Consider the following 15,886-nt stretch of genomic DNA (forward strand, 5'->3'; position numbering starts at 1 on the left):
GCCGGCCTGGGACGCCGGGCCGGCGGTGCACGGGCTACGCGGGCGGCGCGAATCCGGTCGTCGGACGCTCAGCCTGGGCGCCCTGCTCGGCCGGACCGACCGGGCCGACCGGGCCGACCGGGCCGACCGGGCCGACCGGGCCGACCGGACCGACCGGACCGACCGGGCCGACCGGGCCGGCCGTGGGCGGGGAGGTCTGCGAGGCCGCGGGCTGTTGAGCGGTGACTGGATACCCGGCGGGGACCGGGCCGACCGGATACCCGGCGGGGCCCGGTCGGCCGGCGTGGGGGCCGGGTCCCGGCTGGAAGGGATGGCCGACAGGGGCACCTGGTCGGCCGGGACGGCCGACGGGACTGCCCGGCTGGAAGGGATAGCCGGCTTGGGCGGGATACCCGGGCTGGGCGGGATACCCGGCTTGGACGGGATACCCGGGCTGGGCGGGGTAGCCACCGGGGCCCGGCGCCGCGAATGCGCCCGGCGCGCTTCCGAACGCCCGACGGGCCTCCCGGGTCTGCCGCTCCTGCACCACGGCCGCCAGATACGCCCCCGCCGGCACACCCTGCGGCGCCGGAACTCCGGTACGAGCGGCGAGGTCCAGGGCGAGCCGCTCCGCCATCGCCCCACCGACCTGCGGATCCAGCTGCCGCATCCGCGTCAGGTACTGGCGAATGGCCAGCCACAGCCCGTCCGGAACGGCGGACAGATCGAGCTCCGCGAACCGCCCCGCCAGCCAGGGCGGCGGCGGAGGAACGAACGGCATCCGTCCCACCGGTATCCGTTCCCGTACGACGAGGGTCCCCCCGAAGACGTCACCGAGCCGCCGCCCTCGCTCCGACACCAGCGAGGCGATGCAGGCGACGATTCCGAAGGTCATCAGGATCTCGACCACACCCACGGCTCCGCGCACCAGCGCGTGCCGGAACCGGATCGGCCCGCCGTCGTCCCGCACCACCCGCAGCCCGCACGCCAGCTTCCCCAAGGACCGGCCGTGGCTGAGCGTCTCGACGGCTATCGGCCCCCCGATCAGCACAAGAAGGAAGCTCGCGATCGACACCGCGATCTGCGCCGCCTCGTCCAACGCGGCGGTCGACGCGACCAGACCGATGGTCACGACGATGTAGACCGTCATCGCCACGGCCAGATCGAGCAGCACGGCCAGCGCCCGGCTCGGCAGTTTCGCGGGGCGCAACTCCAGCGCCACCGCCTCGCCCGTCACTAGCTCACTCACGCTCGCCGTCCTTCCCCTGACCTGCCCCGAGAACAGCCAGTCTGCCAAGCTGAGGGCACATCGCGCCGCAGTAAGACAAGCTGACATCCAAGATGAGCAGCCGACGAGCAGCCGAGGAGCAGCCAAACCGATGGACCTCGACGTCTTCGTCTCCTCCCACCGAGCCGAGTGGGACAGACTCGACGCCCTGCTGCGCCGCCAGCGCCGCCTCACCGGAACCGAGGCCGACGAACTCGTCACCCTGTACCAGCGGACCGCCACCCATCTCTCGCTGATCCAGTCCAGCGCGCCGGACCCCCAGCTCACCGGGCGCCTCAGCCAGCTCGTGGCCCGCGCGCGCGGAGCCGTGACAGGCACCCGCCGGGCCTCCTGGCGCGATGTCACCCGCTTCCTGACGCACGGATTCCCGGCAGCGGTCTACCGCTCCCGCCACTGGTGGGTGCCCACGGCGCTCCTGTCCACGGCGATAGCGGCCCTCCTCGGGTGGTGGATCGGCACCCACCCCGAAGTCCAGGCCTCCATCGCCGCCCCCAGCGAACTGCGTGACCTCACCCGGCCCGGTGGCGAGTACGAGACCTACTACTCCAGCCACCCCGCGGCCTCCTTCGCCGCCCAGGTGTGGACGAACAACGCCCAGGCCGCTGCGATGTGCCTGGTGCTGGGCGTCTTCCTGGGCATCCCGGTCCTCTGGATCCTCTTCCAGAACATGCTCAACCTGGGCGTCGGCATCGGCCTGATGTCATCGGCCGGCCGCCTCGACACCTTCCTGGGGCTCGTCCTCCCGCACGGTCTGCTGGAACTGACAGCCGTCTTCGTCGCCGCGGGCACGGGACTGCGACTGGGCTGGACCGTGATCGACCCGGGCCCGCGATCCCGTCGGACCGCCCTGGCGGAAGAGGGCCGCGCCGCGCTGGGTATGGCGATAGGCCTGGCCCTGATCCTCTTCGTCTCCGGTGCCATCGAAGGCTTCGTCACGCCGTCGGGTCTCCCCACGTGGGCCCGAATCGGCATCGGAATCGCGGCTGAACTGGCCTTCCTTCTGTACGTCTATGTCCTTGGGGGTCGCGCGGCACGCTCCGGCGACACCGGTGACGTCGAGGCATGGGAGCGCAGCGCCACTGTCCCGACGGCCGCCTGATGTGCGTACACACCCGCTGACCTGCTAGTCTCCTCTTCGCCCCGGAAAACCGTTGACAGAGGTAGACTGGGGAGGTAGATTCGAACAGTTGCCTAGAACTGGACACGTCCGGCGGCAGCGGTTAGAGTCTGCTCGCTTCTCAAAGTAATCGACACGTCGATTCAGAAGAAGCCTCTCCTGATGATTCAGAAATGGGCGCCGGTCAATCCGGTCCACGGATTCTGATAAAGTCGGAGCCGCTGGAAAGGGAAACGCGAAAGCGGATTACCTGGAAAGCACCGAGGAAATCGGGCCCGAAAGGATCTGATAGAGTCGGACTCGCCGGAAAGGGAAACGCGGAAGCGGGAACCTGGAAAGCACCGAGGAAATCGGATACGGAAACGGTCTGATAGAGTCGGAAACGCAAGACCGAAGGGAAGCGCCCGGAGGAAAGCCCGAGAGGGTGAGTACAAAGGAAGCGTCCGTTCCTTGAGAACTCAACAGCGTGCCAAAAATCAACGCCAGATTTGTTGATACCCCGTCTCCGGCCGATCGGTCGGGACGAGGTTCCTTTGAAAAAGTCCTGCCGGGCACTGCCTGGTAGGCGCATCAGCGAGGACGCTGTGAACGACCGGTCCTATTCCGACCGGTTGTTCCGCTCTCGTGGTGTCGTCCCGATTACGGGAAAACATTCACGGAGAGTTTGATCCTGGCTCAGGACGAACGCTGGCGGCGTGCTTAACACATGCAAGTCGAACGATGAAGCCCTTCGGGGTGGATTAGTGGCGAACGGGTGAGTAACACGTGGGCAATCTGCCCTTCACTCTGGGACAAGCCCTGGAAACGGGGTCTAATACCGGATAACACTCCTGCCTGCATGGGTGGGGGTTAAAAGCTCCGGCGGTGAAGGATGAGCCCGCGGCCTATCAGCTTGTTGGTGAGGTAGTGGCTCACCAAGGCGACGACGGGTAGCCGGCCTGAGAGGGCGACCGGCCACACTGGGACTGAGACACGGCCCAGACTCCTACGGGAGGCAGCAGTGGGGAATATTGCACAATGGGCGAAAGCCTGATGCAGCGACGCCGCGTGAGGGATGACGGCCTTCGGGTTGTAAACCTCTTTCAGCAGGGAAGAAGCGAAAGTGACGGTACCTGCAGAAGAAGCGCCGGCTAACTACGTGCCAGCAGCCGCGGTAATACGTAGGGCGCAAGCGTTGTCCGGAATTATTGGGCGTAAAGAGCTCGTAGGCGGCTTGTCACGTCGGTTGTGAAAGCCCGGGGCTTAACCCCGGGTCTGCAGTCGATACGGGCAGGCTAGAGTGTGGTAGGGGAGATCGGAATTCCTGGTGTAGCGGTGAAATGCGCAGATATCAGGAGGAACACCGGTGGCGAAGGCGGATCTCTGGGCCATTACTGACGCTGAGGAGCGAAAGCGTGGGGAGCGAACAGGATTAGATACCCTGGTAGTCCACGCCGTAAACGGTGGGAACTAGGTGTTGGCGACATTCCACGTCGTCGGTGCCGCAGCTAACGCATTAAGTTCCCCGCCTGGGGAGTACGGCCGCAAGGCTAAAACTCAAAGGAATTGACGGGGGCCCGCACAAGCAGCGGAGCATGTGGCTTAATTCGACGCAACGCGAAGAACCTTACCAAGGCTTGACATACACCGGAAAGCATTAGAGATAGTGCCCCCCTTGTGGTCGGTGTACAGGTGGTGCATGGCTGTCGTCAGCTCGTGTCGTGAGATGTTGGGTTAAGTCCCGCAACGAGCGCAACCCTTGTTCTGTGTTGCCAGCATGCCCTTCGGGGTGATGGGGACTCACAGGAGACTGCCGGGGTCAACTCGGAGGAAGGTGGGGACGACGTCAAGTCATCATGCCCCTTATGTCTTGGGCTGCACACGTGCTACAATGGCAGGTACAAAGAGCTGCGAAGCCGTGAGGCGGAGCGAATCTCAAAAAGCCTGTCTCAGTTCGGATTGGGGTCTGCAACTCGACCCCATGAAGTCGGAGTTGCTAGTAATCGCAGATCAGCATTGCTGCGGTGAATACGTTCCCGGGCCTTGTACACACCGCCCGTCACGTCACGAAAGTCGGTAACACCCGAAGCCGGTGGCCCAACCCCTTGTGGGAGGGAGCTGTCGAAGGTGGGACTGGCGATTGGGACGAAGTCGTAACAAGGTAGCCGTACCGGAAGGTGCGGCTGGATCACCTCCTTTCTAAGGAGCATCTAGGCCGCCAGGCATTGCCTGGTGGTCCAGGGCCATTACGTCGGCACACGTTCGACGGTGGTTGCTCATGGGTGGAACGTTGATTATTCGGCACTCTTGACTGTCTTCTCCTTCCAGTACTGCTCTTCGGGGCGTGGAAAGAATGAGGGAAGCGGTAAGGGTGTCGGGCACGCTGTTGGGTGTCTGAAGGTACGGCCGAGAGGCTGCCTTCAGTGCCGGCCCCAGTGCACTCCGGTTTCTTCCGGGGGTGATGGGTGGTTGGTCGTTGTTTGAGAACTGCACAGTGGACGCGAGCATCTGTGGCCAAGTTTTTAAGGGCGCACGGTGGATGCCTTGGCACCAGGAACCGATGAAGGACGTGGGAGGCCACGATAGTCCCCGGGGAGCCGTCAACCAGGCTTTGATCCGGGGGTTTCCGAATGGGGAAACCCGGCAGTCGTCATGGGCTGTCACCCTTGCCTGAACACATAGGGCAAGTGGAGGGAACGCGGGGAAGTGAAACATCTCAGTACCCGCAGGAAGAGAAAACAACCGTGATTCCGGGAGTAGTGGCGAGCGAAACCGGATGAGGCCAAACCTTGTATGTGTGAGACCCGGCAGGGGTTGCATGCAAGGGGTTGTGGGATCTCTCTTTCACAGTCTGCCGGCTGTGAGGCGAGTCAGAAACCGTTGATGTAGGCGAAGGACATGCGAAAGGTCCGGCGTAGAGGGTAAGACCCCCGTAGTCGAAACATCAACGGCTCGTTTGAGAGACACCCAAGTAGCACGGGGCCCGAGAAATCCCGTGTGAATCTGGCGGGACCACCCGCTAAGCCTAAATATTCCCTGGTGACCGATAGCGGATAGTACCGTGAGGGAATGGTGAAAAGTACCGCGGGAGCGGAGTGAAATAGTACCTGAAACCGTGTGCCTACAAGCCGTGGGAGCGTCGCGCATTGAGTTTACTCAGTGCGTCGTGACTGCGTGCCTTTTGAAGAATGAGCCTGCGAGTTTGCGGTGCGTTGCGAGGTTAACCCGTGTGGGGAAGCCGTAGCGAAAGCGAGTCCGAATAGGGCGATTCAGTAGCGCGCTCAAGACCCGAAGCGGAGTGATCTAGCCATGGGCAGGTTGAAGCGGCTGTAAGAGGTCGTGGAGGACCGAACCCACCAGGGTTGAAAACCTGGGGGATGACCTGTGGTTAGGGGTGAAAGGCCAATCAAACTCCGTGATAGCTGGTTCTCCCCGAAATGCATTTAGGTGCAGCGTCGTGTGTTTCTTGCCGGAGGTAGAGCACTGGATAGGCGATGGGCCCTACCGGGTTACTGACCTTAGCCAAACTCCGAATGCCGGTAAGTGAGAGCGCGGCAGTGAGACTGTGGGGGATAAGCTCCATGGTCGAGAGGGAAACAGCCCAGAGCATCGACTAAGGCCCCTAAGCGTACGCTAAGTGGGAAAGGATGTGGAGTCGCACAGACAACCAGGAGGTTGGCTTAGAAGCAGCCACCCTTGAAAGAGTGCGTAATAGCTCACTGGTCTAGTGATTCCGCGCCGACAATGTAGCGGGGCTCAAGCGTACCGCCGAAGTCGTGTCATTGCAGCAATAGGGCCAACGCCCGCTGTGATGGGTAGGGGAGCGTCGTGTGCCGGGTGAAGCCGCGCCGGAAGGCAGTGGTGGACGGTTCACGAGTGAGAATGCAGGCATGAGTAGCGATACACACGTGAGAAACGTGTGCGCCGATTGACTAAGGGTTCCTGGGTCAAGCTGATCTGCCCAGGGTAAGTCGGGACCTAAGGCGAGGCCGACAGGCGTAGTCGATGGATAACCGGTTGATATTCCGGTACCCGCTGTGAAGCGTCAAACATTGAACCAGGCGATGCTAAGTCCGTGAAGCCGCCCCGGAGCCTTCGGGCAAAGGGGAGTGGTGGAGCCGACGGACCAGACCTGCAGTAGGTGAGTGATGGGGTGACGCAGGAAGGTAGTCCATCCCGGGCGGTGGTTGTCCCGGGGTAAGGGTGTAGGCCGTGTGATAGGCAAATCCGTCACACATCAAGGCTGAGACCTGATGCCGAGCCGATTGTGGTGAAGTGGATGATCCTATGCTGTCGAGAAAAGCCTCTAGCGAGTTTCATGGCGGCCCGTACCCTAAACCGACTCAGGTGGTCAGGTAGAGAATACCGAGGCGTTCGGGTGAACTATGGTTAAGGAACTCGGCAAAATGCCCCCGTAACTTCGGGAGAAGGGGGGCCATCACTGGTGATCCGATTTACTCGGTGAGCTGGGGGTGGCCGCAGAGACCAGCGAGAAGCGACTGTTTACTAAAAACACAGGTCCGTGCGAAGCCGTAAGGCGATGTATACGGACTGACGCCTGCCCGGTGCTGGAACGTTAAGGGGACCGGTTAGTCACTCTTCGGGGTGGCGAAGCTGAGAACTTAAGCGCCAGTAAACGGCGGTGGTAACTATAACCATCCTAAGGTAGCGAAATTCCTTGTCGGGTAAGTTCCGACCTGCACGAATGGCGTAACGACTTCTCGACTGTCTCAACCATAGGCCCGGTGAAATTGCACTACGAGTAAAGATGCTCGTTTCGCGCAGCAGGACGGAAAGACCCCGGGACCTTTACTACAGTTTGATATTGGTGTTCGGTTCGGCTTGTGTAGGATAGGTGGGAGACTTTGAAGTCATGGCGCCAGCCATGGTGGAGTCGCCGTTGAAATACCACTCTGGTCGTGCTGGATGTCTAACCTGGGTCCGTGATCCGGATCAGGGACAGTGTCTGATGGGTAGTTTAACTGGGGCGGTTGCCTCCTAAAGAGTAACGGAGGCGCCCAAAGGTTCCCTCAGCCTGGTTGGTAATCAGGTGTTGAGTGTAAGTGCACAAGGGAGCTTGACTGTGAGACCGACGGGTCGAGCAGGGACGAAAGTCGGGACTAGTGATCCGGCGGTGGCTTGTGGAAGCGCCGTCGCTCAACGGATAAAAGGTACCCCGGGGATAACAGGCTGATCTTCCCCAAGAGTCCATATCGACGGGATGGTTTGGCACCTCGATGTCGGCTCGTCGCATCCTGGGGCTGGAGTCGGTCCCAAGGGTTGGGCTGTTCGCCCATTAAAGCGGTACGCGAGCTGGGTTTAGAACGTCGTGAGACAGTTCGGTCCCTATCCGCTGTGCGCGTAGGAATATTGAGAAGGGCTGTCCCTAGTACGAGAGGACCGGGACGGACGAACCTCTGGTGTGCCAGTTGTCCTGCCAAGGGCATGGCTGGTTGGCTACGTTCGGGAGGGATAACCGCTGAAAGCATCTAAGCGGGAAGCCTGCTTCGAGATGAGTATTCCCACCCCCTTGAGGGGTTAAGGCTCCCAGTAGACGACTGGGTTGATAGGCCAGATCTGGAAGGCGGGCAACCGCTGGAGGTGACTGGTACTAATAGGCCGAGGGCTTGTCCTCAGTTGCTCGCGTCCACTGTGTTGGTTCTGAAACCACGAACAACCGTCGTAGCTATGCCACGGCTCCGGTTGACAGTTTCATAGTGTTTCGGTGGTCATAGCGTGAGGGAAACGCCCGGTTACATTCCGAACCCGGAAGCTAAGCCTCACAGCGCCGATGGTACTGCAGGGGGGACCCTGTGGGAGAGTAGGACGCCGCCGAACAAATTTTGAAGAAAACCCCCGTACCGGGAAACCGGTGACGGGGGTTTTCTGCGTTTGGGGTCCCTTTTCCGGAACCTCAAAAGGCCGGCCCTTTCTGCTTTCGCTTACAAGCGGCCTGCGGACTTCAGCGCCAGATAGGCGTCCGCGAGAGCCGGCGCCAGGTTGTCCGGGGTCGCGTCGACGACCGTGACTCCACGGCGTTGCAGCTGCTCGGCCGTGCGTCGCCGCTCCGCCTCGGCCTGGGCAGCCGCCGCCGCCTCGTACACCGCGTCGGTGTTTCCCCTGGCCTTCGCCATGCGCGCGATGTGCGGGTCCGCGACCGATGCCAGCAGCACCGTATGGCGCTGGGTGAGACCGGAGAGGACGGGGAGCAGGCCCTCTTCGATGGGGGCCGCGTCGAGGCTCGTCAGGAGCACGATCAACGAGCGGCGTGGGGCCGTACGCCGGGCTGTGGCGGTCAGGCCACGGGCGTCCGTTTCCACGAGCTCCGGTTCCAGGCCGGCCATCGCGTTGACCAGGGACGGGAGGACGTCGCCTGCCGCGCTGCCCTGGACGAGGGCGCGTACCCGGCGGTCGTAGGCGAGGAGGTCCACGCGGTCGCCGGCGCGGGAGGCCAGGGCGGCGAGGAGCAGGGCCGCGTCCATGGAGGCGTCGAGGCGGGGGGCGTCACCGACGCGGCCCGCGGAGGTGCGGCCGGTGTCGAGGACGAGAAGGATGTGGCGGTCGCGCTCGGGACGCCAGGTGCGTACGGCGACCGTCGTCCGGCGGGCTGTGGCGCGCCAGTCGATGGAACGGGTGTCGTCGCCGGGGACGTACTCGCGCAGGCTGTCGAACTCCGTGCCCTCACCGCGCGTCAGCACGCTGGTGCGGCCGTCGAGTTCGCGGAGCCGGGCCAGCTTGGAAGGGAGGTGCTTCCGGCTGGTGAAGGGGGGCAGGACGCGTACGGTCCAGGGGACCTTGTGGCTGCCCTGGCGGGAGAAGAGGCCGAGGGGGCCGTAGGAGCGGATGGTGACGCGGTCGGCCTGGCGGTCGCCGCGGCGCGTGGGGCGCAGACGGGTCGTCAGGCGGCGGCGTTCGCCGGCGGGGACCGTCAGGCGCTGACGGGACGCCGTGACCTCGGTGCCGGGTTCCCAACTGCTCGGCGGCCAGGCGTCGCGGAGGTGCGCGCGCAGGGGGCGGCCGGAGGGATTGGTGACGGTGAGGGTGACGTCCGCGGACTCGCCGAGGCGTACCGAGGTGTCGCCGGAGCGGGTCAGGCCGAGGCGCCGTACGGGAGCCGCGAGGGCGGCGTCGCAGGCGCAGGCCAGGGCCAGGGGGGCGTTCACGGCGAGGATGCCTGTCCAGCTGGGCTCCCAGATGCCGACGGGGAGTGCGCCCAGGGCCGCCAGGAGGGCGGCGCGTCCGGTGAGTGCCATCAGCGGGGGACGGGGACGTGGGCGAGGATCGCGTTGATGACGGAGTCGGCCGTCACGCCCTCCATCTCGGCCTCGGGGCGGAGTTGGACGCGGTGGCGGAGGGTGGGCAGGGCCAGGGCTTTCACGTCGTCGGGGATGACGTAGTCGCGGCCGGTCAGCCAGGCCCAGGCGCGGGCTGTGGCGAGCAGAGCGGTCGCGCCGCGCGGGGAGACGCCGAGCGTGAGGGACGGCGACTCGCGGGTGGCGCGGCAGATGTCGACGACGTAGCCGGTGATCTCGGGGGAGACGGATGTCTTGGCGACCGCGGCCCGGGCGGCTTCGAGGTCGGCGGCGCCGGCCACGGGGCGCAGGCCGGCGGCGCGCAGGTCGCGCGGGTTGAAGCCCTCGGCGTGGCGGGTGAGGACGTTGATCTCGTCCTGGCGGGAGGGCAGAGGGATCGTCAGTTTGAGCAGGAAGCGGTCCAGTTGGGCCTCGGGGAGGGGATACGTTCCCTCGTACTCGACCGGGTTCTGGGTCGCGGCGACCAGGAAGGGCTCGGGGAGCGGCCGGGGTGTGCCGTCGACCGTGACCTGGCGTTCCTCCATCGCCTCCAGCAGCGACGCCTGGGTCTTGGGAGGCGTGCGGTTGATCTCGTCGGCGAGCAGGAGGTTGGTGAACACCGGGCCGGGCTGGAAGGAGAACTCGGCGGTACGTGCGTCGTAGACGAGTGAGCCGGTGACGTCGCTCGGCATGAGGTCGGGGGTGAACTGGACGCGCTTGGTGTCGAGTTCCAGTGCGGACGCGAGCGCGCGGACGAGCAACGTTTTGGCCACTCCGGGGACTCCTTCGAGGAGAACGTGTCCGCGGCAGAGGAGGGCGACGACGAGACCGGTCACGGCGGGGTCCTGGCCGACCACGGCTTTGGCGATCTCGGCGCGCAGGGCTTCCAGGGAGGAGCGGGCGGTGTCCGCGTCCCCGGAGTACCCGGCGTACCCGGCGTTGTCAGTGGTCGGGTCCATCATGAAATGCGTACCTCTCTTTCGAGGGCGTCGAGTTGGTCGGCAAGGGAGACGAGGGCCGCGTCGTCGCGGGGCGGCGGCCCGAAGAGGAGCGGGAGCAGGGCCTGTCCGTCGCCGTCGAGGCGGGCGGAGAGGGCGGGGAGCAGGGCTTCGGGCGCGTGGGCCTGGGCCGGGGGCACGCCGATGAGGGGGGCGAGGCGGGTGCGGGTGGCGGAGCGCAGAGCGGAGGCCGCGCGGTCGCGGGCGTTGGCCTTGCGGTAGAGGCGGGCGCGGCCTTCGGCGGTCTCGGAGGCGCGGATCGCGACGGGGAGGCGTTCGGGTACGAGGGGGCCCATTCGGCGTGCCCGCCACAGGGCGGCCAGGATCGCCGCGATGAAGAGCTGCAGTGTGCCCCAGAGCCAGCCCGAGGGGAGCAGGTCGAAGAAGCTCTGGTCGCCCGCGTCGGTGGCCGAGTCGTCGGAGAGCGAAGGGAGGTACCAGACGAGGTGGGAGCGGGAACCGAGGAGTTGGAGAGCGAGCGAGGCGTTGCCCTGCTCGTCGAGGCGGTCGTTGTAGAGGATGTCGGGGGCGCCGAGCACGATGGTGTCGCCGCTTCCGGAGGCCGCCGGTACACGCAGGAGCGTGGGGAGGCCGTCGCTGGGGTAACAGGCGTCGGTGCCCGGGGCGCCCGAGGTGTAGCGGACGCCGCCCGTGTCGGCGCTGCCCGCTCGGCGGGCGGCGGGCAGGGCGCAGTCGGGGGAGAGCGTCGAGTCGAAGCTGACCGCTGGATCGGCGGAGACTCCGGGGGCGAGGGTGCCGACGGAGGGCGATCCGGGGGCGATCAGCACCGTACGGCCGTTAGAGGTCTCCGTCGTCCTCTTCAGGAGCGTCTGCTGACGCTTGGTCAGCAGGTCGGGAGCGGCGATCAGCAGGGTGGTGTCGGGGGCGGCGGCCGCGCGGGCCTTGTCGAGGGTGGTGACCACGCGCGTGGAGACCCCCTGGTCGGCGAGGAGTTCGGCGACGGCCCGGCTGCCGTAGGGGTCGGCGGAGCGCGGGTCGAGGCGGCCGTGCCGGGCGTCCGAGCGGACCGCGGCCATCACGACGGCGGCCACCAGCAGAAGGACGAGTGCGAGGACGACTCCGCGCGCGCGGGTCCACCACTGGCGGGCGGTGGGCGAGGCCGAGGTGGAGGTGGAGGCGAGGGCGGCCTCGGTCATGAGGCGGCCCCCTGGCGGCTGTCGCGGTCCGTGTTCCGGTTCGTGCTGTGGGCGCTGTCCGTGAGTACGGGCTTGGTGCGTTCCAGGTCGCTGTCGAGCTCGGTGAGGCGCTGGTACGCGCGCGGGTCGCCGGCCCGGCCGCCGTACGTGACGTCGTCGAAGTCCCTTGCCGCGGCGCGCAGTCGGTCCGTGTGGGCGGGCAGGGTGCGGCTCGCCTCCGCGGCTGCCTCGTCGGCCGTGCGGCCGGGGCGCGGGTCGAGCAGGGCGCGTTCCTCCAGGGAGCGGACGATGGCGCGCATCCGCTCCTGGACGGCCTGGCTCCAATGGCCCTGGGCGGCCTGGGCCTCGGCGGCGGCGCGGTGTTCGGCGGCGCTCCTGGGGCGGTCGTCGAAGAGCGTGGCGGAGGAGGCCGGGGTACGGTGCGGGGTGCCCAGGCGCCACCACAGGGCGGCCACGACCGCCAGCACGGCGAGGACGATGACGAGGAGTCCGAGCGTCCCGCCGGGTGTCGCGGCGGAGGCGGCGCCGAACAGTTTGTCGACCCAGTCCCAGAACGCGTTCAGGGCGCGCTGGGCCAGGCCGGGGTCGTTCTCGTGGTACATCCGCTTGGACAGCTCGCGTCTGGCCGCCTCCCGCGCGGGATCGCGCGGCGTCGTCACCGGTGGTTCGTCGCCGCGCGTCAGCGCGAGGACGGCTGTAGCGCCGGTGTGCGGTCCTGCGAGCAGTGCTGTGAGGACGCCCCCCGCCCCGTTCACCGCATCAACTCCCCGGTGTGGTGCCGGAAGCCCCGGTGCCGTAGCCCTGGACACCGGCGGCTCGGGCCAGGTCGAGGTCGAGGGCCTCGCGGCGGATGCGCTGGTCGATGTACAGGAGCACGGTGACACCTGCGGTGATCGGGATGGTGAGCATCGCTCCGATTACCGAGCCGACACCGCTGACGATGAGGAAGGTCCAGCCGACGTCGCCGGCGTTGTCGAAGAAGCCGGAGAGACCGTCCCCGCTCAGTGCCGCGGCCAGGACGGCGAAGGGGATCACGATGATCGACGCCACGATGTTGGCGATGATCGTGGCGAGGAGCTGGATGCCGAACACCCGCCACCAGGAGCCGCGTACGAGTTTCGCGGAGCGGCTCATCGACTTCAGGATGCCCTGCTTCTCCAGCATCAGGGCGGGAGAGGCGAGCGAGAAGCGGATCATCAGCCAGCCGGCGACGACGCCGCCGGCCAGTGCGCCGAGGACGGCGAACGCGGCGCCGGCGTCACCCGAGCCGCCCAGAGCCGCGAGCAGACCGGGGAGGGCGCCGACGCCGACGATCACGACGGCGATGAGCGGCAGCAGGAGGGTCAGGCCGAGCAGCTTCGGCAGCTGGGGACGGGCGTCCCGCCATGCCTCGCTCGTGGTGACCGGCTTGCCGAGCACCGCGCGGCTGGTCACCGACGTGAGCAGGGCCGTCGCGACGATGGTGCCGAGCAGGGTGATGATCAGGACGGCACCGGTGCTCAGCATGGTGTCGCCGAGAGCCCGGCTCAGTTCCTCGACGGTGGCGCTCGGGTCGTTGAGGACGTCCGTATCGGCGTTGTCGTCGAGGACGAAGCCCTGGAGCAGGATGACCGCGATCTGCGTGACGACGGCGACGGTCAGCGAGATGCCGAGGACCGTGCGCCAGTAGGCGCGCATGGTCGAGACGGCACCGTCGAGGATCTCGCCGACGCCGAGCGGGCGCAGCGGGATGACGCCGGGCTTGGCGGCGGGCGGTGGTCCGCCCCAGTTGCCGCCCCAGCCGGCGGGGCCACCGGGGCTGCCGTATCCGTGGCCGGGGCCTCCCCAGCCGCCGTGTCCGCCGCCCTGGCCGCCGGGCTGCTGACCACCCCAGCCCGGACCGGGCGGAGGGGGCGGCGGGGCCTGGCCGGGGCCTTGTGTGCCGGGAGCGGACCACTGGGCGGGTGGGGGCTGCTCCTTGGACCACTTCGAGGGCTGCTCGGGTTGGTTCGCTCCGCCCTGGCCGACGGGCTGCGGGGTGCCGGAGGAGTCCGGCTCCTCTCCGCCGGAGGGGGCAGATCCGGGCGAGGCCCAGCCCGGAGTGTCGTTCATCGTCGCTCCTTCACGGTGCCCGTCCCGCGGTCGCGGCGGCAGGTTGGCAGCCATCGTGCCACGGTGTGCCCGGCAGGGGACCGGCCCCCGTATGCGCTGCACACCTTCAATTGTCCGCCGGGTACGGGGCAGACTGGGCGGATGGCTGATCACTACGCGCAATCCCGCGAGGACGGCGGGCCGACGGAGATACCCGCGATCCGCTGGCACGAGCCGCCCGAAGGCCCTGTTCTGGTCCTTCTCGACCAGACGCGGCTTCCTGCCGAGGAGGTCGAGCTGGTGTGCACCGACGCGCCCGCGCTGGTGGAGGCGATCCGCACGCTCGCGGTGCGCGGGGCGCCGCTGCTCGGGATCGCCGGGGCGTACGGCGTCGCGCTCGCCGCCGTACGCGGCTTCGACGTGGACGAGGCCGCTCTCGCGCTGGCCGGTGCCCGGCCGACCGCCGTGAACCTCGCGGTCGGGGTGCGCCGGGCGCAGGCCGCCTACCGGGCGGCGCTCGCCGGGGGCGGCGATCAGGAGGCGGCCGCCGCGGCCGCGCTCGCCGCGGCGCGGGCGCTGCACCGGGAGGACGCCGAGGCCAGCGCGCGCATGGCCGAGCACGGGCTGGCGCTGCTCGACGAGCTGCTGCCGGGCGGCGGGCACCGGGTGCTCACGCACTGCAACACCGGGGCGCTGGTGTCCGGCGGGGAGGGCACGGCGTTCGCCGTGGCGCTCGCGGCGCATCGGGCGGGGCAGCTGCGCCGGCTCTGGGTGGACGAGACGCGGCCGTTGCTGCAGGGCGCTCGCCTGACGGCGTACGAGGCGGCTCGCAACGGAATGGCGTACACCTTGCTCACCGACAGCGCGGCGGGTTCGCTGTTCTCGACCGGTGAGGTGGACGCGGTGCTGATAGGTGCCGACCGCATCGCGGCCGACGGTTCGGTGGCGAACAAGGTGGGGAGCTATCCGCTCGCGGTGCTGGCGAGGTACCACCATGTGCCGTTCATCGTGGTGGCGCCGGTGACGACGATCGACCCGGACACGCCCGACGGGGCGTCCATCGAGGTCGAGCAGCGCGCCGGTCATGAAGTGACGGAGATCACAGCACCACAGGTGCCGGTGGTGGGAGTCGAGGCGGGAGGCGGTATACCTGTGGCACCCCTGGGGACCCAGGCGTACAACCCGGCGTTCGATGTGACGCCGCCGGAGTTGATCACGGCGATCGTCACCGAAGAGGGCGTTGTTTCGCCCGTGACGGCTGAGGCTCTCGCCGAGCTGTGTGACTTGTCACGCCAGGTAACGATTTAGTTAATGGGATGATGTCGTTTATGAAGGGACGAGTCCTTGTCGTCGATGACGACACCGCACTGGCCGAGATGCTCGGCATTGTGTTGCGTGGTGAAGGTTTTGAGCCGTCTTTCGTAGCCGACGGCGACAAGGCGCTGGCCGCTTTCCGCGATGCCAAGCCCGACCTGGTGCTCCTGGACCTGATGCTGCCCGGACGGGACGGCATCGAGGTATGCCGCCTGATCAGGGCGGAGTCCGGGGTACCGATCGTGATGCTCACGGCGAAGAGCGACACCGTCGATGTCGTGGTCGGCCTCGAATCGGGCGCCGACGACTACATCGTGAAGCCGTTCAAGCCAAAGGAGCTGGTGGCGCGGATCAGGGCGCGGCTGCGCCGTTCGGAGGAGCCGGCACCCGAACAGCTGTCGATCGGCGATCTCGTGATCGACGTCGCCGGTCACTCTGTGAAACGGGAAGGCATGTCCATCGCGCTGACGCCGCTGGAGTTCGACCTGCTGGTCGCGCTGGCGCGCAAGCCGTGGCAGGTGTTCACGCGTGAGGTCCTGCTGGAGCAGGTGTGGGGCTACCGGCACGCGGCGGACACCCGTCTGGTGAACGTGCATGTCCAGCGGCTGCGCTCCAAGGTCGAGAAGGACCCGGAGCGTCCGGAGATCGTGGTGACCGTCCGAGGTGTCGGTTACAAGGCAGGGCCGAGCTGA

General features: G+C 66.9%; 9 protein-coding genes and 3 rRNA genes. 6 read left to right on the top strand and 6 right to left on the bottom strand.

Going from position 1 to position 15,886, the window contains the following annotated elements:
- Nucleotides 1-34: 34 nt before the first annotated feature.
- The gene (locus tag OOK38_RS17275; RefSeq protein ID WP_266848572.1) at nt 35-1,228 is read right to left on the bottom strand and encodes an RDD family protein; all 1,194 of its coding nucleotides are present in this window, start codon (nt 1,226-1,228) and stop codon (nt 35-37) included.
- A 130-nt stretch (nt 1,229-1,358) separates the two neighbouring features.
- On the opposite strand from OOK38_RS17275, the gene OOK38_RS17280 reads away from it, so the two are divergent.
- The 4 genes from OOK38_RS17280 to rrf all read left to right on the top strand — a co-directional run bounded on the left by OOK38_RS17280 (nt 1,359) and on the right by rrf (nt 8,201).
- Nucleotides 1,359-2,366, top strand: a complete 1,008-nt coding sequence (locus OOK38_RS17280; RefSeq protein ID WP_266759433.1) for a stage II sporulation protein M — start codon at nt 1,359-1,361, stop codon at nt 2,364-2,366.
- Nucleotides 2,367-3,036: 670 nt separating this feature from the next.
- Nucleotides 3,037-4,562 (top strand): 16S ribosomal RNA (locus tag OOK38_RS17285).
- A gap of 313 nt (nt 4,563-4,875) precedes the next feature.
- Nucleotides 4,876-7,998: ribosomal RNA gene (locus OOK38_RS17290) — 23S ribosomal RNA — on the top strand.
- A gap of 86 nt (nt 7,999-8,084) precedes the next feature.
- Nucleotides 8,085-8,201: ribosomal RNA gene (gene rrf, locus OOK38_RS17295) — 5S ribosomal RNA — on the top strand.
- Together the 16S, 23S and 5S rRNA genes form the textbook arrangement of a ribosomal RNA operon.
- Nucleotides 8,202-8,305: 104 nt before the next feature.
- Here rrf and OOK38_RS17300 read toward each other — a convergent pair.
- Genes OOK38_RS17300 through OOK38_RS17320 form a run of 5 tightly spaced genes read right to left on the bottom strand, consistent with a single transcriptional unit; the run spans nt 8,306 to nt 13,901 of the window.
- Nucleotides 8,306-9,616: a DUF58 domain-containing protein gene (locus OOK38_RS17300; RefSeq protein WP_266759431.1), complete on the bottom strand. Its 1,311-nt coding sequence runs from the start codon at nt 9,614-9,616 to the stop codon at nt 8,306-8,308.
- Nucleotides 9,616-10,614, bottom strand: a complete 999-nt coding sequence (locus OOK38_RS17305) for a MoxR family ATPase (RefSeq protein WP_266765711.1) — start codon at nt 10,612-10,614, stop codon at nt 9,616-9,618. The genes OOK38_RS17300 and OOK38_RS17305 overlap by 1 nt, the downstream gene beginning before the upstream one ends.
- Nucleotides 10,614-11,810, bottom strand: coding sequence for a DUF4350 domain-containing protein (locus tag OOK38_RS17310; RefSeq protein WP_266759429.1), 1,197 nt, complete (start codon nt 11,808-11,810; stop codon nt 10,614-10,616). Before OOK38_RS17310 ends, OOK38_RS17305 begins: the two co-directional genes overlap by 1 nt.
- Nucleotides 11,807-12,565: a DUF4129 domain-containing protein gene (locus OOK38_RS17315; protein WP_266759427.1), complete on the bottom strand. Its 759-nt coding sequence runs from the start codon at nt 12,563-12,565 to the stop codon at nt 11,807-11,809. The genes OOK38_RS17310 and OOK38_RS17315 overlap by 4 nt, the downstream gene beginning before the upstream one ends.
- Nucleotides 12,566-12,569: 4 nt before the next feature.
- Nucleotides 12,570-13,901, bottom strand: coding sequence for a hypothetical protein (locus tag OOK38_RS17320; RefSeq protein ID WP_266759425.1), 1,332 nt, complete (start codon nt 13,899-13,901; stop codon nt 12,570-12,572).
- A gap of 141 nt (nt 13,902-14,042) precedes the next feature.
- Here OOK38_RS17320 and mtnA point away from each other — a divergent pair, with 141 nt between their 5' ends.
- A complete protein-coding gene (gene mtnA, locus OOK38_RS17325; RefSeq protein ID WP_266759423.1) occupies nt 14,043-15,188 on the top strand; it encodes an S-methyl-5-thioribose-1-phosphate isomerase in 1,146 nt (381 codons plus the stop codon).
- A gap of 8 nt (nt 15,189-15,196) precedes the next feature.
- Nucleotides 15,197-15,886, top strand: coding sequence for a two-component system response regulator MtrA (mtrA, locus tag OOK38_RS17330; RefSeq protein ID WP_192582811.1), 690 nt, complete (start codon nt 15,197-15,199; stop codon nt 15,884-15,886).

Origin of the sequence: Streptomyces sp. NBC_00568, from assembly GCF_026341855.1 — a bacterium.
Lineage (GTDB): Bacteria > Actinomycetota > Actinomycetes > Streptomycetales > Streptomycetaceae > Streptomyces.